This window comes from Nocardia aurea (genome assembly GCF_003123685.1).
GTDB classification, from domain to species: domain Bacteria; phylum Actinomycetota; class Actinomycetes; order Mycobacteriales; family Mycobacteriaceae; genus Nocardia; species Nocardia aurea.
Genome location: NZ_QCYJ01000021.1, coordinates 574777 through 594760, shown reverse-complemented (window position 1 = coordinate 594760; position 19984 = coordinate 574777). Strand labels below are relative to the sequence as shown.

Genomic DNA, 19984 nt, shown 5'->3' with positions numbered 1-19984 from the left:
AACCTGTTGCGGGGCAATCGGACCGAGGGCGTCGGTCCTTTCGGAGCGTTCAGCCCCGGTCGGAACCGGTGGCGATCGGACGCGACGGGTCGGAGCTCCACTGCGACCACGACCCGGGGTACAGGGCCGCCGGGATGCCGAGCTTGCTCAGTGCCAGCACGTCCAGGGTCGCGGCGACGCCGCCGCCGCAGTAGGAACCGATCGGCGCGCCGGTCAGGTAGGGCGCGTACAGGGTCTTCAAGGTGTCGTCGTCGGCGAGGTAGCCGTCGCGCAGATTGTCGGTCCCGGGCAGGCTGTACGCGCCGGGGATGTGGCCACTGGTCGGTTGGTCGGCCGAACCGGCGTACGCGGCGGCGCCCCTGGCGTCCAACAGGTGTCCGTCGCGTGCCAGTGCGGCGGCGGAGTCGGCGTCCAGGGTGGGCAGTGCGCCGAGCCGGACCGTCGCGGTGCCGCCGCCTGTCGCCGGGCGGATATCGGTGAGTTCACGGCCCGATGCCCGCCACGCGTGGACGCCGCCGTCGAGGTAGCGCACATCGGCCAATCCGGCCCAGCGCAGCACCCACCAGGCACGGGAAGCGCTCGACGGGGTGTCCGCGCTGTAGACCACGACGAGGCTGGAATCGCTGATACCCCAACGCTGTACGAGCTCTCGAACCTGTTCTTCCTCGGGCAGTGGACCGTTGCCCGAGGTCTCGGTGCGCGGCCCGACCAGTTCGGCGAAATCGACGGCGTGGGCGCCGGGAATGTGCCCGGGGGCCGGGGCGTCGGCGAGGGGAAGATTCGCGGCGCCGGGGATCGTGGCGGGGTCGCGACGGACCTCGAGAACGACGACGTCGGAGCCCGCGTCGAGCGCGGCCCCCAGGTCCGCGGCGGTGATCACCGGGGTAACAGAGCTCATCACAATCCTTGCCGATAGTCGGTTGTACAACCGAGTCGACGCTAATGCGGGATGCCCGCTACGGGGACGGTTGCACTCGCGCTGATCGTTAGAGGTGCCGGCCAGCGGTTGTCACGACCTCGGGTCGGGCCCCTGTAAACCGGTCAGGTATTCGTCGAGCAGGGCGAGTACCTCGGCGTGACCGTCATCGATGCCGAGCAGGTCGTCCATGGCCAGGATGCGCGACAGCCCGGCCATCAGGACACTGAGCGCGGCGGGGGTCGGCTCGATCTCGGAGTCGCCTCGGCTCTTGGTGTCGAGTACGCGGGCGAATACCGCTTCCTGGAGTTGCCGGAATTTGCGCGTGTAGGAGGCGAGTTCGGTGCGGATGACCTCGCGATGGTTGGCCAGGGCGATGAATTCGATGTTCAGGGTGCCCTGACGGGGTTCGCTGGTGATCTCCCACAGCGCGCGCACCGGGTTCTCGGCCTCGGCGGCGCGTTGCAGTCGTGCCAGGTTCGCCTCGGCTCCGCGCCGGAACACCGCGAGGAACAGTTCGTCCATCGTTCCGAAGTGGTAGTAGACCAGCGCCTGGTTGACCTGGGCCTTGGCGGCGACCCTGCGGGTGGTGACCGCGGCGTAGCCCTCGTCGGCCATCAATTGTGTGGCCGCCTCGATCAGCGCGGCGCGGGTCTTGGATGCCCCGGCCACGCGGGAACCGCTCATCGGGTCCTCGCACGCTCGACGCTGGGGCACTCACGGGTCGACAACACCCGGTCACTGTATCGGCCCTTGACCGAGGCCTCGTGCGGGTGTTACGAATTCCTCGAGAGAACTTAGGCAATCGCCTAAGTTTCGACATACGCCGCCGAGGAGACAACGTTGTGAGCAGCCATGATCAGGTGGACGACGCGATCAAGGGAACGGCCGTTGTCACCGGTGGCGGGTCCGGGATCGGGCTGGCGGTCACCCGACGGTTGCGCGCGGACGGCTATCGCGTGGCCACCATCGATCTGCGGCCGACCGACACCGATCTCGCCTACACCGCCGATGTCGCCGATCGCGGCGCGGTGGACAGCGCGATGGCGGCGATCCGCGCCGAATCGGGCCCGATCACGGTTCTGGTGAACGCCGCGGGACTGGAGGGCTACAAACGTTTCGTCAATCTCGACTTCGCGACCTGGCAGCGGGTCATCGAGGTGAACCTGCACGGGGTGTTCCACACCGTGCAGGCGGTGTTGCCCGACATGCTGGAGGCGGGGTTCGGCCGCATCGTGAACATCTCCTCCTCGAGCGCGCATTCGGGCCAGCCGTTCATGGCGCACTACGTCTCGGCCAAATCCGCGGTCAACGGTTTGACCAAGGCGCTGGCCCTGGAGTTGGGGCCGTCGGGGATCACCGTCAACGCGGTGCCGCCGGGGTTCGTGGACACACCCATGCTGCGCAGATCCGAGACGGAGGCACGGTTGGGCGGGACCGTCGAGGACCACATCCAGAAGACGCCGGTCCGGCGGGTCGGCAGACCGGAGGATATCGCCGCGGCGTGCTCGTTCCTGATCTCACCGGAGGCCGGGTACATCACCGGCCAGATCCTCGGCGTCAACGGCGGCCGTAACACCTGATCGACGTGCCGTTTTCGGTGCGATGCCCCGGAACGCGCCCGGTGTTACCGCCGATTTCGAAGGAAGGATGAACCGATATGCCGAATTTCGCGAAACCCGCGGAGGGCTCGTGGACACAGCACTTTCCCGACCTGGGCACCGCCCCGATGTCCTACGAGGACTCGATCACCCCCGAGCACTACGAACTCGAACGCACGGCGATCTTCGAACGCACCTGGCTCAATGTCGGACGCGTGGAACAGATCCCGAAGAAAGGGAACTACTTCACCAAGGAGATCGCCGCGGCGGGGACCACCGTGGTGATCGTCCGCGGCATCGATGACGAGATCCGGGCATTCCACAATATCTGCCGTCACTGCGGCATCGAACTCGTGCCAGACCACGGACCGGTCGATACCGACAGCGCATTCCACCCGCACGAATGCCCACAGGGTCCGGCGCGCGACGGCGAGGTCACCTTCGTTCAGCGGGAATCGGAATTCCTCGACCTGGATATGCCGCAGCTCGGTTTGAGGTCAGTTCGGTGCGAGATCTGGGAGGGTTTCGTCTTCGTCAACTTCGATGAGAACGCCACCGGACTTATCGAGTATCTCGGTGGGTTCGCCGCCGGTTTGCGCGGCTATCCGTTCGATCGGATGACCCAGGCGTTCACCTACCGGGCCGAGATCTCCAGCAACTGGAAACTGTTCATGGACGCCTTCCTCGAGTTCTACCACGCACCGGTTCTGCACGGGAAGCAGTACGTCGGCGACGAGTCGCGCAAACTCATGAACTACGGATTCGAAGCACTGCACTACGACATCGACGGTCCGCACGGCATGGTGTCGTCCTGGGGCGGCATGGCGCCACCGAAAGACCTGAGCATGGTCAAACCGATCGAACGAATTCTGCGCAGCGGCAATTTCGGCGCATGGGACCGTCCCGACATCCCCGGCCTCGACCCGCTGCCGCCAGGACTCAACCCGGCACGACACAAGGCATGGGGACTGGACTCCTACGTCTTCTTCCCGAACTTCATGATGGTGGTCTGGGCGCCGGGCTGGTATCTGACCTACCACTACTGGCCCACCGCCTACAACCACCACATCTTCGAAAGCACCCTGTACTTCGTGCCCCCGAAGGACGCGACCGCCCGGCTGCGCCAAGAACTGGCCGCGGTCACCTTCAAGGAATTCGCACTCCAGGACTGCAACACCCTCGAAGCCACCCAGAGAATGCTCGAATCCCGCGTGGTCACCCACTTCCCACTCAACGATCAGGAAATCCTGCTCCGACACCTGCACAAAACGGCGGGCGAATATGTGGACGCGTACCGAGCCGGACGGTAGTCGACGAGGGACCGGGAAACGCGGCGTCGGTGGCTATCAGCCGATTTCGGTCTCGGCGCCCAGATACTCCACGAGATCACGGGGCAGGCCGTGTGTGTCGTGTAGATAGTGGTAGTCGTCGTCGGTCAGCGGGCCGGTGAACCTACTGCGGGACAGTACCTTTCGTCCACGCTCGAGTTGCAGATGGAATGTGCGTTCCTCGTCGAGCAGCATGGTGCGAACCTCGTCCGGGTGAACAGGTTGCCGGAAATGCTCGAGGGTGTGTTCCACGAGCTCGATCGGTAGGTCGGACAGGGTGCGGGTCGAGTCGTCGCGCCACAGCGTCGTCAGGGTGCGGCGGATCACGCGGCGCAGTACGTGACCGCGACCCGACGGGGACCCGGTCGCCGAGGACGACGACACTCGAGCGCAGATGGTCCGACAGCAGTCGCAGCGACCGTTCGTCGAGCGGGCCCCAGATTCGGGGCAGGGTGTTCAGCCAGGGCTGGAATACGTCGATGTCGAAGACCGATCGGGTGTTCCGCAGGATGCGCACCAGTCTTTCCAGACCCAGGCCGGTGTCGATGCCGGGTCGGCGCAGTGGTTGGAGGCTGCCGTCGGGGTGGCGGAGGTATCGCATCATGACGTGGTTCCACACCTCCACCCATCGACTGTCGGATGTCGGTGTCCCCCGTGGTGTCTCGTCTCCGGTCCACACGAAGATCTCCGAATCGGGTCCGCAGAGACCGGTCGGGCCGTTGGACCACCAGTTCTCCTCGGTGGTCGGTTCGACCGGGACGCCCAACTCCTCCCAGGTGCGCCACGATTCGTGGTCGGGCTCGACCTGCTCGTCACCGCCGAACACCGTCACGTGTATCCGGCCGGGATCGATGCCGAAACCGTCGCGCAACAGTTCCCATCCCCAACGCAGGCTCTGCTGGCCGCCGTAATCCCCGAGTGACCAGGACCCGAGCATTTCGAACACGGTCAGATGGGTGTCGTCGCCGACTTCCTCGAGGTCGGTGGTGCGCAGACATCGTTGCAGGCCGGTGAGCCGCCCACCCAGCGGGTGGGGTCGGCCCATCAGGTACGGGGTCAACGGGTGCATTCCGGACGTGGTGAACAGCACCGGATCCCCCGGCGGAGGAATGAGTGATCCGCCCGGGGTGAGTCGGTGCCCGCGTTCGTGGAAGAAATCGAGGAATGTACGAACGGTGTGGTCTGTGGTGATCATGGTTGCTCCGTCGAGTTCGATGTCGACCGGAAACGACCGCACGTGGCAGGAACCACGCATACCAGCGGACCGTTTCCGGTCGCCGGTAAGGGGAAAGAGGTCAGGCGGCGGCGACCGGCGAGCTGAGAGCTCGTGCGGCCGCGGCGGCGATTGGTGAAATGACCTTCATGGGTGCACGGTAGCAACCTGACCGTGCGTAACACGACCGATTTATCCGCGGCGACGTGATCGGAAGCCCGCTACGACATCAGCATTTCGGACGGATACCGCAGGTTCGTTGCCCGGGAAACCGTGGATCAGCGGTTCGTCCGGCCTTTCCGGACGGAAATAGGCCCCCGGTTCAGAACTTGCCGGTGTGGTGTTCGATTCGGTGCCCGAGCCGGGTGGCGAAATCGGTGACGAAATCCTCGGTGAGGGGCGGCCAGCCCCAGAAATCGAAGGCGAGGGCACCCAGGGCGAAACCGTCGGCCCACTGCCAGGTGGTGATGGGGCTCGGTGTGCCGCAGGAAGGGCAGGTCGCCGATCCGGTACCTGTTCGCTTCCAGTCGTCGATCGCGTCGGAGAACGGCTGCCAAACGGCGGGATCGGCTTCCCACTGTCGGGGGTAGTCGATGATCACGGCGGCGGCCCGGCAGTGTGGGCATACGGCGGAGGCCGGTTCGGTGGCACCCTGGCCCGGATAGTGGTCCTGGCGGCCGACGATGACGGCGACCGGGCCGGGAATCCAGTCGCCGCCCCATTCCTGGGTCAGCTGCGGCCAATCCGGTCCCGGCACATAGCCCTCGTCGACCTGGAGGCTGTACATCGCGTCACCCGAGGTCTCCCGAAGCAGCCATCCGCGCGACACCATCCAGTCCACCATGTGCTCGGCCAGTGCGCTCGCGTCGGCCGAGGTCACGTCCAGGTCGACGATTCGTTCGAAGAAGTCACCCACACCCGCATACTGCCACCGCGGGCCGACACCGGTACCCGGGTCGGCCGGGACATCGAGGCGGCGACGATCGCGTGCACGATGGTCGTGCACGCGAGGTTCGCCGACCGGAGGTAAGCGGTGCGGCGGACTCGTATCAACTCGTGTCAGGAGCCGATGCGGGCGGGTTCGGTGATCGCGCCGATGAGCGCGGTGTCGTGGTCGGCGGCGACGAAGCGGGGGTGGTCGAGGATGTCGTGGAGGAATTCGGTCGTGGTGGCGATGTTCGCGCCGGAGATTCGGGTTTCGGTGAGGGCGCGGCGCATGCGGGCGATGGCGGCGGGGCGGTCGGGGGCCCAGACGATGATCTTGGCCAGGAGTGAGTCGTAGTGCGGGGGGATGGTGTAGCCGGGGGTGACGTGGGTGTCCACGCGGACGAAAGGGCCGCCGGGGAAGGCGCATTCGGTGAGAGTGCCCGGGGCGGGCGCGAATTCGCGGGCGGGGTCTTCGGCGTTGATGCGGCATTCGATGGCGACGCCGTGCGGGGTGAGGTCGGGCGAGAGGGTGAGGGGCAGGCCCGCCGCGATGCGGCGCTGTTCGGCGACCAGGTCTGTCCCGGTGACCATCTCGGTGACGGGATGTTCCACCTGGAGGCGGCAGTTCACTTCCATGAAGTAGAAGCGGCCGAGCGGATCGAGCAGGAATTCGAAGGTGCCCGCACCGACGTAGCCGACCGCGGCGGCTCCCCGTACGGCCGCGGCGCAGATCGCGTCGCGCACCTCCTCGGACAGGCCGGGGGCCGGTGATTCCTCCACCAGTTTCTGATGACGGCGCTGAAGTGAACAATCGCGCGCGCCGAGATGGCGGACGGTGCCGTGGTGGTCGGCGAGGATCTGCACTTCGACGTGGCGGGCGGAATCGAGGTAGCGCTCGACGTAGAGGCGGTCGTCGCCGAAGACGGCGGCGGCGTTGGCGCGCGTCTCCCGCCAGGCCGCCGCGAAATCGCCGGACTCGCGTACGACCCGCATACCGCGTCCGCCGCCGCCTGCGACCGCTTTGACGATGACGGGGTAGCCGATGTCCTCGGCGAGCGCGGCGGCTTCGTCGGCGGAATCGAGGGGGTCGCGGCTGCCGGGCAGCAAGGGCAGCCCCGCGGCCGCCATCAGTGTGCGTGCGGTCGATTTGTCGCCGAGGTCGGCCATCACCGTGGCTGGCGCGCCGACGAAGACGAAACCTTCCGCTTCGCACACCTCGGCGAAATCCGGGTTCTCGGAGAGGAATCCGTAGCCGGGATGGATGGCGTCGGCGCCGGTGGCGCGTGCCGCCTCGATGATCGCGGGAATATGCAGGTAGCTGCGTTTGGCGGGGCCGGGACCGATGCGGTATGCCTGATCGGCCATGCGGACGGCCGCCGAATCCGCGTCGGCCGAGGAGTACACGGCGACCGTCCCGATGCCGAGTTCGGCGCAGGTGCGCAGGACTCGCACGGCGATCTCGCCCCGGTTGGCGACGAGGACCTTCCTGATCGTGCCGACGCTCACCCGGTCACCTCGAGCCGCATCAGCGGTGCGCCGTGTTCGACGGCCGCGCCGTTGTCGGCGAGGAATTCCACGATCCGGCCGGAGGTGGTCGCGGTGACCGGGATCATGAGTTTCATCGCTTCGACGATGCCGACCTGCTGGCCGGAGCGCACGATATCCCCTTCGGTGACGAACGGGTCGGCACCGGGTTCGGGGAGTCGGTAGAACACGCCGACGGTGTCGGAGGCGATCACGAAAGTCTCGTTTTCCGAGGCGCTTTCCACGGTCGCCGCAGCGGACGGTCGTCCGTTGGCGACCGCGCCGTTCACGGAGGCACCGCCGTCCACCGATGCCCCGTTCACCGGTACGACGCCGTTGACGGGGGCGGCGACCCCCTCCTGGGCCGACGGATGCGCTTCCCAGCTGATACGCAGTGAGACCGGACCGTTGGCGACGGTCACCGTGGTCGGTGCGGTGGCGTCGCGCACGGTCAGCGCGTGACGCGACAGGATGGTGAGGGCCTGGTCGGCGTCGGCCGCGTTGAGCGCCCGGCCGAGCGGTTCGGTGGCCACGGACTCGGTCATCGGTACTCCTCGATCGTCGGTCGGATGGTGCCGTAGGCACGGAATCGGTGGTGTCGCCGCGCGAGTAGTTCGGTGACCGGGAGCGAGCCGCAGCCGATCAGTACGTGACGCAGCGCTTGGCGGAGGTTGGCGGCCGCGACGGCCGGGTCGCGGTGCGCGCCGCCCGGAGGTTCGGGTATGACCGCGTCGGCGACGCCGAGCCGGACCAGGGAGGTCGAGTCCACGCGCAGCGCCTTCGCCGCCCTCGGGGCCGCCGCCGCGTCCTTCCACAGGATCGACGCGCAGCCTTCCGGGCTGATGACCGAGTACACCGCGTTCTCCAGCGCCAGTACCCGGTCCGCCACGGCCAATGCCAGTGCGCCGCCACTGCCGCCCTCGCCGGTGATGACGGTGATCACCGGAACGGGCAGTCCCGCCAGCAGTTTCAACGATTCCGCGATGGCGACGGCCTGGCCCTGTTCCTCGGCGGTCACCCCGGGATAGGCACCCGCGGTGTCGACGAGGGTGATCACCGGGAGGCCAAGTTTCGCGGCCAGGCGCAGCAGGCGCGCCGATTTGCGGTAGCCCGACGGTGTCGGCATGCCGAAATTGCGTCGGGTGAGTTCGGCGGCGGTGTGGCCCTTCTGGGTGCCGACGACCGCGACCGGGACGCCGTCGAGGCGAGCGAGGCCGGTGATCATGGCCGGGCAGTCGGCCGACATCCGGTCACCGTGCAGTTCGACGAATTCGTCGAAGGCGGCGGCGAAATAGTCCAGCGTGGTCGGTCTGCCCAATTCCCGTGCTGCGCGCACGGATTCCCAAGGATCGCGTTCCGGTAGCGACGCCGGATCGCTGATGATCGGCGGCTGGAGTTCGGTCGCGGGAATCCGGCGACCGCGATCGGCGGCCATGCTCAGCAGCCGGGCGAGCCGGTCGCGCAGTGCCGAACGAGGGCAGATCATGTCGACGATGCCGTGCTCGACGAGGAATTCGGCGGTCTGGAAGCCCGGCGGCAGGGTTTCGCCGATGGTCTGGCTGATCACCCGCGGCCCCGCGAAGCCCAGACGAGCCTTCGGTTCGGCGATGATGATGTCGGTGCTGGTGGCGAACGAGGCCGCCACACCGCCGTAGGTGGGGTCGGCGATCACCGAGATGGTCAGGATCCCCGCGTCGTCGAGCGCGCGCAGTGCCTGGCTGGTCTTGGCCATCTGCATCAGCGCGAGGATGCCCTCCTGCATGCGCGCGCCGCCGGAGGCGGTGACCAGGACCAGCGGAATGCGCGACTCGAGCGCGGTCTCGGCGGCGGTGGTGACGGCCTCACCGACCGCCGCGCCCAGGCTGCCGCCGAGGAAACGGAAATCCATGACGGCGAGAACCACCGGCGCGCCGTCGATGGTGCCGCGCGCGCACCGGATTCCGTCGGGGAGGCCGGTGACCGCGCGAGCCTGGGCGTGCCGGTCGACGTAGCTGCGGGAATCGGTGAATTCCAGTGGATCGGTGACGGTTTCGGCGTAGCCGATCGGTTCGACGGAATCGGTGTCGAGCAGTGAGTCGATGCGCTGATCGGCGGTGAGCGTGCCGTGCCCGTCGCATTCCGGGCAGACGTAGCCCGCGCGTTCGTAGCGTTTGGCGTAGACGATGGCTCCGCAGCGCGGGCACAGCATCCAGGACGGTTCCGTAGCGGTGTCGATCTCGGTATCCGTGACGGTCATCGTTCCTCGCTCGGTCGTGGCACGAATCGGGCGATGTCGGCGGGCACACGCACACCGGCGGTGCGCAATTGCGCGATCCGGGTGAGATAGGCGGCGCCGGTGATCATCTGGTCGGCGATATCGGCGACGGTGCGGTTGTTCGGCGCGGCCAGGTAGGTGCCCGCGGTCCAGCTGTTGAACGCGCCCATGGCGGGCCCGCACCAGATCTGGTAGTCGGCGGCGCGTTCGGCCTCACCCCGGATACTCCACCCGGACGAGAGCCCGAGATACCACCGGAAGATCAGTGCCATACGGCGTTTCGGATCCTCTGCCGCGCCGACGAGCTGGGCGGGGTCACGGTCGGTGAAGAAGGTGACGCAGTCCTGCCAGACGGCCTCGAGCGGTCGCCGCAGGATCGTGGTCTCGAGTTCGGTACGCAGCGCCTCGGGCAGGGTGTCCACGCCCGCGTACTCGCGGTAGGTCTCGTAGAGCCGGTGCGCGCGAGCGGCGAACATGGTGCCGCGCCGCAGCACCTGCACCTGGACGCCGAGTTCGAACATATCCGAGGACGGCGCCATCGTGCAGTCGGCGAAATCCGCGGTGGCGAGCAGCTTCTTGGTGGTCTCGGACTGGTCCGCCTCGACGGCGGCCTGGTTGATCGAGCCGGTGACCACGTAGGCCGCGCCGAGCGCGAACGCGGCGGCCACGGCGGCGGGTGTCCCGATTCCGCCCGCGGCGCCGATCCGCACGGCCGCCGCGGACGGTATGTCCCGGGCGAGGCGATCCCGTGCCGCGATCAGCTCGGGCAGCAGAACGGTGAGCGGACGACGGTCGGTATGCCCGCCCGAATCGGCTTCGGCGGTGATGTCGTCGGCCATCGGCACCCGCTCGGCCAAGCGCGCCTGCTCGGGGTCGAGATCGCCCCGTTCGACCAGTTCGCGGAGCAGGTGCGCGGGCGCCGGACGCAGGAACAGGTCGGCGACCTCCACCCGGGATACCTTGGCGATCAGGCGATTGCGAGCCACGACGCGACCGTCCCGGTCGGTGGCCAGCCCGGCAGCCCGGTAGCGGACCACCTCGCGGGTGAGCGACATGAACGCCGACGCCTCGACGCAGCGCACCGCGTGGCGCAGGCAGGAATCCACGATCGCCCGCTCCAACGCCGGTTCGGACGGACTGTGAATCAGGTTGCAGGCGAATGGCCGGTCACCGAGATCGGTGGCGAGCCGCGACAGGGCCGCGTCCACGATCCCCGGCGACACACCCGCCGCGCCGTAGGACGCGAGGTGCCCGGCCCGCGACATCGCCGACACCAGCGCCGGTGAGGCGATGCCGTTCGCCATCGCCCCCGCCGCGTAGGCGGTGCGGACACCGTGTACTGCACGGAATCCGCGCTCGCCCAGCTGTTCCGGTGGAAGCGGTGCGACGGCGGCGAGAATTCGCGCACCCGCGGCCACGGTCTCGTCGGCCGTGGCCACGACGCGGTCGCCGTGCCGGATGATCCAGCACGGGCGCCGCAGGTCCTGCAGGAGCGCGCCGATATCGGCGGCGGTCTCGGCGACAGCGGCCGTCCGTGTCGCGGTCATCACGTCACCTTCCGATCGGTCAATTCGACGGCGAGATCGAGGAGTTCGTAGATGCGAAGGCCCGGCTTCCACAGCGATCCGTCGGCGACGACCACCACACCGTCGTGGGTCCGGGTGACGGATTTGATGTGGGCTTCGAGTTCGACCGTGCCGTCGGTCGGCAGGAACTGTCCGCGATAGCGCCAGCTGAAGGCGATATCGCGGGGGATGCGGAAGACGGGGTCGGTCATGGTGTCGGCGTGGCCCGCGTCGAGCATCCATTCCTGGATCGCGTGAATCACCGACTCCACCCCCAGCGAACCCGGGATCACCGGGTCCAGGTGGAAATGCCGGGCGAAATACCAGTCCGACGGGTCGATGACGCGCAACGAATGCAGGTAGCCCTCGCCGAATTCGCCGCCGCCGTCGACCACGTCGACACGGTCGATCAGGGTCAGGTTCCGGCGCGCGCACAGCGGCGCGGACGGGTCCGCCCGCCGTGCCGCCACATCGACCGAACGTACGGCGGCGGAGGGGTTCTCGGACAGCCACGCGGGTTTGGTCCTGCCGGCGTCGAGTCCGGTCTGATTGGCCAGCGCCTGATCGCTGAAATACCCGAACATGGTCTCGCCGCGGTAGAACGGTTCGCCGTCCACGCTCAGCGTGTAGTCGAAGGTCTGTAGCGAGGAGCCTGGCAGGATGGTGGTGCTCAGCAGGCGCGAGGACTGTTCGATGGTGGCGTCGCGCAGGTCGACCTGGCGCAGCACGGTCGCCGTGCCGCCCAGATTCCGCAGGCTCAGGGTGGTGCCCGCCTGGGTGAGCGTCGGCCCCGCGTAGTAGCCCATCAGCAGCGCTGCCTGTAATGAGGTCTCCATGTAGACGAAATGCGGCATGGAGTCGTTGGCGGTGTCGGCGTAGTACCAGGAATCGGCGGGCGAATCGTATTCGGTGGTGTAGGAGGCGGAGTCCAATCTGCCGCGCTCGCCGTCGAATTCGATGACGCGGTCGACGAGCAGCAGTCCGCCGGTGGGCAACCGGGTCGCCCGTACACCGGTGTACTCCGCGAATTCGGGACCCATCGCGATGGCCTGGTCGCCACGCGAGAGGTGGGTCATATGGAATTCGTTGAGGAGCAGGCCGGTGGCCGCGGCTCCCGGGCCCACCGACGCTCCAGCGGGTTCGACCACGGCGACCGTCACCTCGACGGGATCGGCGACACCGGATACCCGAGCGGAGCCGGTCACGTGCGGACGCGGGACGAGATCGATCCGGGTGACGACCAATTCGACCTTGCCCGAGATGTTCTCGCCCTCGACATCCATACCCACCGCCGAGACGAGGTCACCGTGCGACAGGCACAGCCACATCCCGGTGTACAGGGCGAATACTTCGGCCGCCTGGACGACGGCGGCACGCGGGTCGCCGTCGAAGGTCGCGACCACCAGACCCTTGCCGTTGCCGCCGCGCAGTTCGATGCGTTCCACTCCCGTCAGTACCAACGGTGAGGTGGCCGCCAGACGTGCTGTCACCTCGGCGGCACCACGCCGGTAGCCGGGGCCGAATACACCGGCGATGTCGGCGGTGGCGAGTTGACGCAAGGCGGGCAGGTCGAGGTGGGTGACCGCCGAACGAGCCGGCGGTTTGAAGGCGTCTTCCGGTGCACTCGAGGTGCCGGGGTGTGACGCGGCCCGCGATGGGGAGAGGGGTGGTGCCACCTCGTGAGTGCCGAGTGTGGCGAGTCGACGGCCGAGCACGTCGGCAGGTGGGGCAGCGTCCGTTCCGAACGCCTCAGCTGCCGGAGTGCCGGGTGCGCCTGCCCGTTCAGCGCCGATCGCACCGGCCGCCGCAATCCCGAAGGGTGGATATGTTTCGGCGGCCCGAGGAGCGAACGGCCGGGCACCGGGTGCCGACGACGACGCAGATCGTTGCCAGATGGCACGTTGTAGGGCCACCTGGGCGGCGAGTGCGGTGCGGTGGGCCTCCACGACTCCCGCGCGAAGCTCACCGACTGCGCTGCGCACGACGTCACCAGCGGTCCCGCTGACAGCGCCGCGCACCAGGTCTCCGTCGAGTCTGCCGATTGCGTTGTGCACGACGCCGCCGGCGCCTGTGGCCGATGGGTTGTGCTCCTCGCCGATGCGCCGACCGACCGAGTAGACCGAAGCACCGCCGGTGGCGGTGACCGGCCGGTACTCCGTGTCCGTACGTGGTCCCGCCTCCGGTCCGCCGCGCGCGGACTGCGCTCCAGCGTTCGCACCTGCCGGTGCGGCCGGTGCGTGTGCGGCCGGTGCGGGGACCGGGTCGAAGGGGATTCCGTCGAAGTCGAGAACTGTCATGACATCCACTGCCTCACCGAGGTTCGAAACTTCTCCGTCAGATCGGGTGTCGTCACCACGGTGACGTCCGAGAAGCGTTGCAGTACTGCGCCGTCGGTCCCGACGGCGGTCGCGTCGATACGGGCATCCACTTTTCCGGCGCGCGGGTTGTCCACGACCAGCAGGAACGGCTCGTGCGACGGGAGCGGGCGGTAGTAGTCGATTCGCCCGACCCCGAGCGGTAGGCAGGCCGAACCGAGCAGGCGGTGACCGAGTACCGGTGGTCCCTGCAGGACGAGGTCGGCCAGTACCGGGTCGTGGAGTCTGCCCGCGTACGCGCCCGCGGCGACCGTGGTGGCGGGCAGCGCGCATTCGAGCACGATCGTCTCGTCGGAGACGGTCAGGATCGAGCGCATGCCCTGGAGTGCGGGGGCGTGGAATTGCACGCCGTCGCGGTAGATCTCGTCGGCCGGGGCTCGGACACCGTCGGGTACCGAGTGTCGGGGTGGGGTGTCGGGGTGCTCGGCGAGGGTGAGCAGGGCGCGGAAATGTGTTGCGGTGGCACCGAGTACGCTCGCCCGCACCGTGGCGCCGTTGTCGCCGTCGGGTTCGAGTTCGAGGTGGAGTTCGTCGATCGGGTGGTCGAACACGATCCCCTTGAGTACCTGGAAGTCCCGGACGCCGATCACCGTCCGGCCGGGCAGGTGACGTTCGGCCAGGTTGATCATCGCGCCGAGACCGAAGGTCGCGGGTAGGACGATGTGGTCGCCGATGCGGTGTGCGGCGATCACGGGTTCCTCGGTCAGCCCGGTCACCGTGCGCCGCGCGCGAATTCCGCCGCGCACGGACGAATCAGCGCGCGACAACGGTGTGGCCGGTCCGATCAGGACCACGGTGTCGGCGGCCCGCTCCTCGGTGAACTGCTCGGTAAAGGCGGCGGCGCCTCGGGTGGGCGCGAGTAGTTCGATACCGCGATCGACGAAGAATTCACGCAGTTCGGGGGTGACCATTCCACCGTCCCACGCACCCCAGTCGATAGCGGTCACGTGGCAGTCGGGATGGGCGTGCCGATAGCTCACCGCGAATCGGCCGAGGGCCTCGTTGGCGGCGGCGTAGTCGGACTGGCCCGCGTTCCCGAACAGACCCGCCACCGAGGTGAACAGGATCAGGTGGCGCAACTCGCCGACTGCGGCGAGCACAGCCACCAGTCCGCCGATCTTGGGTCGCACGACGCGGTCGCTCGATTCCGCGGTCTTGGCGGTGATCATCGAATCGGCGAGTACACCGGCGCCGTGCACGAGACCGGTGATCGAGTCTGTCCACGGTGCGAGCGCGGTGCGCACGGCATCGGGGTCGGTGACATCGACCGCGATGTAGTCGGCCCGGCCGTCCAGATCCCGCAGGGTGGAACGTATTTCGCGGGTCGCGCGGATCGCCGAGCAGTGCCGCTCGATATCGCGCGGGGTGACGCCGGTGCCGCCCAACGCGCGCAGCGCCGCCTGCTTGAGATCCGGATCGTCCACCGCGACGGCCCATTGCGGTTCCGGCACGAGTTCGGACCGCCCGAGCAGGACGAAACGTGCCGGACCGCGGTCGGCGAGTGCGCGAACGCAGGTGGCGGTCACGCCGCGCGCTCCCCCGGTGACCACGAGTACGTCGTCGGCGGACAGCACGCTCGGCGGCTGTTCGTCGGCCGGGCGCACCGCCGTCACCGTGCGCGCACCGGCGTATCCGCTCGGAACCAGGGTCCGACGGTTTCCGGCGACGTCGATGCCGACCTCGAGGGTGTCGCGCGCGCTGTCGGACAGTTCCGTCAGGATCGTCGCGGCGAACTGTTCGCCGGTCACGCCGGGTGCCAGGTCTAGCGCGCGGGTGAAGATCGAGGAGTGTTCGGCGGCCAGTGTTTTCACCACGCCGCCCGCGCCGCCGAGGAGTGCGGTGAACGGGTCGGCGGTGCCGAGGAAACCCAGTGCGCCGTCGAGGCGGCTGACCGTCGCGAACGCCGCCGGGCCGGTGGCGGCGAGCAGTCCGGGGAGCACGTGTTTCGCGGTGAGGATGACGTCGGTCAACCGGCGTCCTGCCTGTTCCGCGTCGGCGTGCCCGCCCACGAGAACCACGCAGATGTCCACCGCGCCGGTGTGATCCGAGGTGGGCGAGCCGACGGTGGCGACGCGCCAGCCTCGTGCGGCGCAGGCCTTCTCGATCGCGGTCCGATCGGATTGGTTGTCGGCGAGATCGACCACGAGGACTTCGGCCCGCGCGGGGTACCGGTCCACCGCCACGTCCACGGGCGGCAGGGCGACGGACTCGACGAGATGCCGCGGCGTCGAGGCCGCGGCTTCAGCTTTTGGGTGGACATCACCGCCGGTCGACGCCGCGAACTCGGCCACGATCTGATCCAGCGTGCGCAGGGTTCCCAGTTGCTCCGGACCCAGGCTCGGCAATCGCGGAAACCGCTCTTGCAGAGCACCGATCACCTGCACCCGCTTGATCGAATCCACGCCCAGATCCGCTTCCAGGTCGCGGCCCGGATCCACCATGTCCACGGGATATCCGGTCTTGTCCGCGACCACTTCGCGCAGGGCGCGGCGCAGCTCGTCCTCCGACGGGTTCGCGTCGCCGTCCGCGACGCGCGGGTCCTCGCCCGCCGCCGGGGCGGTCTGCGGCTCGGTCGAGGACACACCGAGCAGATCCACGATCTGATCCAGGGTGCGCACGGTGCCCAGCTGTTCGGGACCGAGATTCGGCAGGTGTGGGAAGCGCTCTTGCAGCGCGCCGATCACCTGGACCCGCTTGATCGAATCCACGCCGAGATCCGCTTCCAGGTCGCGGCCCGGATCCACCATCTCGACCGGATAGCCGGTCTTGTCCGCGACGACCTCCTGGAGGGCGCGACGGAGTTCGTCGGCGGACACACCGGTGTCCTTCGCCGAGGTGGACGATTCGACTACCGGCGCCGGTGCGGGTGCGGACCCGTTCGATTCGACCGACGGAACGGCCATCGGCACACCGATGCTCACGTCGACAGGGGCGGCGGCGGACTCGTAGGCGGCGGGCGCGAAACTCTCCCGGGCGGGCACGGCGGCCGGTTGCGACACCTGCGGGGCGGGCGGAGCGACCCGGCGCGACGGCGCGCGGACGGGCGCCGGGCCACCACCTTCCAGCTGCGCCAGTTGCACCAGGACATCGACCGCGTGGGTGTGACTGGCGCTGATCGTGACGCCGTGGTCCTTGACGGCCTCGATCGCCCGGACCGTGAACTCGTCCAGCGCACCGCCGCTCAACGCACCGGCCAGGCCGCGGGCGATATCGAGCTGACCGTCCAGATACTGGTTGTGGGTCCGCAGATGCTGCACCAGGGCGGTGTCGAGCGCGTCGACCGTCGGGACGGGCGCGTAGACATCGTCGGCGAACGGCTCGCGCGGCTGCGGAGACGGATCCACCGAGGTCTTCGGTGCACCGTTGGACTGTGCTGGCACGACTGGCCTTTCGATTTCTCGACGGTATTCGGGGACGGCGGCGGCGTGGGCGAGAGCCGGTTCGGGTGCGGCCGCGCCGACGCGATAGCCGTCACCGAGTGCTTCGGCATAGGCCTGTTTGCGGCTCGGCGGGACGTACTCCGGGGCCGAGAGCGGCACCGTCATACCGGCTTTCGCGGCGACGGCGGGCCGCGCGGGCGCGCCGTGACGGTTCAATCCGCGCAGATCGACACCGAGCACGGCCAGTCGGACCGCGGCGCGGGCGAGTGCGAGACTGCCGTCTCCGACCGGTCCGGAATCGGTGGGGATGGCGATGGCCTTGTCGCCGAGGGTGCGCCGGACCAGTGAGGTGAGTACCTGTTTCGGGCCGAATTCCACGAAGATCGCGCAGCCGTCGTCGTACATGGCGTTCAGTGCCGCGGCGAATTCGACCGGCTTGCTGAGCTGTTCGGTGAGGATCGCACCGTTGCGCGCGCTGTCGGCGCCGTATCGCACGCCGGGTGTGTCGGCGTACACGGTCGCGTCCGGTTCGCCGATCCGCACGGCGGCGACCGCTTCGGCGAAGGCCGTGACGGCGTGACCGACATAGGGCGTGTGGAACGCGCCTGACACCGGCAGTTCGCGCGTGACGATCTCGCGTTCGGCGCTGCGTGCCGCGACCGCGGCGATTCCGGCCGCTCCCCCGCCGACCACGACCTGATCGGGGGCGTTGTGGTTGCAGATCCACACGTCGTCGATATCGGCGATGAGTTCCTCGGCGGTCTCGCGGGTCGCGCCCACCGCCATCATGGTGCCCGCGTCGACACCGTCCGCCGGGGTCATCGCCACACCGCGGGCGCGGGCCAGACGATGGAATTCCTCGGTCTCGAGCGCGCCGGAAGCCCACAGCGCGGTCAGCTCACCGAAGCTGTGGCCGAGGTAACCGTCCGCGCGCAAACCGAATTCGGTCAGTACCAGGAACTGTCCCGCCGATATCGCGCCGATCGCGGGCTGGGCGAATTCGGTGCGGCGCAGGGTCAGTTCCTGCTCCGATCGGGTCTGCTCGTCGAAGGCGGGCGGCGGGAACACCACCGACGACAGTCGACGCGCCGCGCCCGCGAAAGCCGCGTTCGCGGTGTCGAAGGCCGCGCCGACCGGCGGATTGTCCAGTGCCGCTGCGGCTCCCATGTCGACGTATTGGCTGCCCTGACCGGCGAACAGCGCGGCGACCTTGCGGTTCGGCAGTGCGGCGGCGCGGAAGAACACGCCTTCGGGATGGTCCCAGTGGCTCGCTTCCGGGTCGCGGATCAACTCGTCGACGGCGAGTTCGCGCAGGTGGTCGGCGCTGTCGTCGTCCACCGAGACGAAGCCGACGCGGGCGTGATCCTCGGGAATGTCACCGCCGTCGTGCGGTACGACGCTGCGCACCGCGTCGATGAGTCCGGCCACATCGGGCGCGTGCCACAGGTGCGCGCACGGCGTGCGGTGCAGGACCGGCCCGCGTACCTGGTCGGCTTCCTCGAGCACGAGGTGGAAGTTGGTGCCGCCGAATCCCATGGCGGAGGCCGCGGCCCGGCGCACCGGCCGCTGCGGATCGAGAATCCACGGGCGGGTGGCGGTGTTCACGTAGTACGGGGTCTCGGTCGCGCTGATCTCGGCGTTGGGCGCGTCGACATTGATCGTGCCTGGCAGCACCTTCTGGTGCAGGGCCAGCGCGAGTTTCATGACGCTCGCGGTGCCCGCGGCGCCCTTGGTGTGCCCGATCTGGGATTTGACGCTGCCGAGCGCGGCGAAACCGGTTTCGGCGCTCGCGTCCGACAGCACGCCCTTGAGGGCGGTGAGTTCGGTCCTGTCGCCGACGGCGGTGCCGGTGGCGTGCGCTTCGATGAGTTCGATATCGGCGGGCGAGCATTCGGCGTCGGCGTAGGCGCGTTGCAGGGCGAGCCGCTGTCCCTCCGCGCGCGGGGCGTAGATGCTCTTGGCGCGTCCGTCGCTGGACGAGCCGAGTCCACGGATGACCGCGTAGATCCGATTGCCGTCGCGGCGCGCGTCGGACAGGCGGCGCAGGGCGAGCATGGTGATGCCCTCGCCGAGCAGGGTGCCGTTGGCCTCGTCGGAGAACGGGCTGATCCGCCCGGTCGGCGAGAGCGCGCCGACCTTGCTGAAGCACATGTAGATGAAGATGGTGTTCTCGGTGTCGACACCGCCGGTCAGCACCATATCGGCCCGGCCGTCCTGCAATTCGGCGATGGCGGTGCGGATCGCGGCCATCGACGCGGCGCAGGCCGCGTCGACGGTGCAGTTGATGCCGCCCAGGCCGAGCCGGTTGGCGACCCGGCCCGCGACGACATTGGCGAGCAGACCGGGGAAGGAATTCTCCTCCCACGGCGCGAACGCGGCGACGAATTTGTCGGCGATCGCGTCGGCGTCGTCGTCGGACAGTCCGACCGAGCGCGCCGCTTCCTTGAGCACCGGGGTCGAGAGCCGTGCCGCCAGCGGATGCATCAGCGGCACCGGGCCGGTGGTGCCGAGGACGACGCCGGTCCGGCTCGGGTCGTACCAGGTGGAGTCCACCGCGCCCGCGTCGACGAGCAGGTCACGCGCGACGCCCAGGCTCAGCGTCTGCATGGTGCTGGTCACTTCGAGCTGGTTGGGCGGGAGACCGAATTCCAGTGGGTCGAAGTCGATATCGGGCAGGAAGGCGCCGCGCCGGGAGTAGGTCTTGTCGGCGGCCGTCGGATCCGGGTCGTAGTAGTCGTCCAGGCTCCATCGCGACGTGGGCACTTCCTCGGTGCAGTCCACGCCGTCGACGATGTTCTGCCAGTATTCGCGATGGTCGCGGGCCCGCGGCAGCAGGCCCGACATCCCGACGATGGCGATCGGGTTGCGTGCCAGTCGTCTGTCGTCCGTCACAGGAAATTC

Annotated in this window: 11 protein-coding genes and 1 pseudogene; 2 read left to right on the top strand and 10 right to left on the bottom strand. The window is 68.6% G+C overall.

Annotated features, from left to right (window positions below):
• Positions 1–49: 49 nt before the first annotated feature.
• Positions 50–898: a sulfurtransferase gene (locus DAT37_RS10175; protein ID WP_109524423.1), complete on the bottom strand. Its 849-nt coding sequence runs from the start codon at positions 896–898 to the stop codon at positions 50–52.
• A gap of 111 nt (positions 899–1009) precedes the next feature.
• Complete coding sequence (locus DAT37_RS10170) at positions 1010–1603, bottom strand: TetR/AcrR family transcriptional regulator (RefSeq protein WP_109524422.1); 594 nt, start codon at positions 1601–1603, stop codon at positions 1010–1012.
• A gap of 158 nt (positions 1604–1761) precedes the next feature.
• Between DAT37_RS10170 and DAT37_RS10165 the strand changes: the two genes are divergently transcribed.
• Together DAT37_RS10165 and DAT37_RS10160 are read left to right on the top strand one after the other, a co-directional pair.
• Entirely contained in the window at positions 1762–2499 is a 738-nt protein-coding gene (locus tag DAT37_RS10165; RefSeq protein WP_408637387.1) for an SDR family NAD(P)-dependent oxidoreductase, read from the top strand.
• A 77-nt stretch (positions 2500–2576) separates the two neighbouring features.
• On the top strand, positions 2577–3827 hold the full coding sequence (locus DAT37_RS10160; RefSeq protein WP_109524420.1) for an aromatic ring-hydroxylating oxygenase subunit alpha: 1251 nt from the start codon (positions 2577–2579) through the stop codon (positions 3825–3827).
• A 36-nt stretch (positions 3828–3863) separates the two neighbouring features.
• Here the strand turns inward: DAT37_RS10160 and DAT37_RS10155 are convergent.
• From DAT37_RS10155 to DAT37_RS10120, 8 genes and pseudogenes are all read right to left on the bottom strand, one after another.
• A pseudogene (locus DAT37_RS10155) lies at positions 3864–5040 on the bottom strand (alanine--tRNA ligase-related protein).
• Between the two features lie 340 nt (positions 5041–5380).
• Positions 5381–5974: a hypothetical protein gene (locus tag DAT37_RS10150; protein WP_109524542.1), complete on the bottom strand. Its 594-nt coding sequence runs from the start codon at positions 5972–5974 to the stop codon at positions 5381–5383.
• Between the two features lie 143 nt (positions 5975–6117).
• Positions 6118–7491 carry an acetyl-CoA carboxylase biotin carboxylase subunit gene (locus tag DAT37_RS10145; protein ID WP_232839626.1) on the bottom strand — a complete coding sequence of 458 codons (1374 nt, stop codon included), beginning with the start codon at positions 7489–7491 and terminating at the stop codon, positions 6118–6120.
• Complete coding sequence (locus tag DAT37_RS10140) at positions 7488–8054, bottom strand: acetyl-CoA carboxylase biotin carboxyl carrier protein (protein ID WP_109524419.1); 567 nt, start codon at positions 8052–8054, stop codon at positions 7488–7490. The genes DAT37_RS10145 and DAT37_RS10140 overlap by 4 nt, the downstream gene beginning before the upstream one ends.
• A complete protein-coding gene (gene accD / locus DAT37_RS10135) occupies positions 8051–9745 on the bottom strand; it encodes an acetyl-CoA carboxylase, carboxyltransferase subunit beta (protein ID WP_109524418.1) in 1695 nt (564 codons plus the stop codon). Before accD ends, DAT37_RS10140 begins: the two co-directional genes overlap by 4 nt.
• Entirely contained in the window at positions 9742–11310 is a 1569-nt protein-coding gene (locus DAT37_RS10130) for a PfaD family polyunsaturated fatty acid/polyketide biosynthesis protein (RefSeq protein ID WP_109524417.1), read from the bottom strand. The genes accD and DAT37_RS10130 overlap by 4 nt, the downstream gene beginning before the upstream one ends.
• Complete coding sequence (locus tag DAT37_RS10125; RefSeq protein WP_109524416.1) at positions 11310–13625, bottom strand: beta-ketoacyl synthase; 2316 nt, start codon at positions 13623–13625, stop codon at positions 11310–11312. The genes DAT37_RS10130 and DAT37_RS10125 overlap by 1 nt, the downstream gene beginning before the upstream one ends.
• Complete coding sequence (locus DAT37_RS10120) at positions 13622–19975, bottom strand: type I polyketide synthase (RefSeq protein WP_109524415.1); 6354 nt, start codon at positions 19973–19975, stop codon at positions 13622–13624. Before DAT37_RS10120 ends, DAT37_RS10125 begins: the two co-directional genes overlap by 4 nt.
• Positions 19976–19984 lie beyond the last annotated feature (9 nt).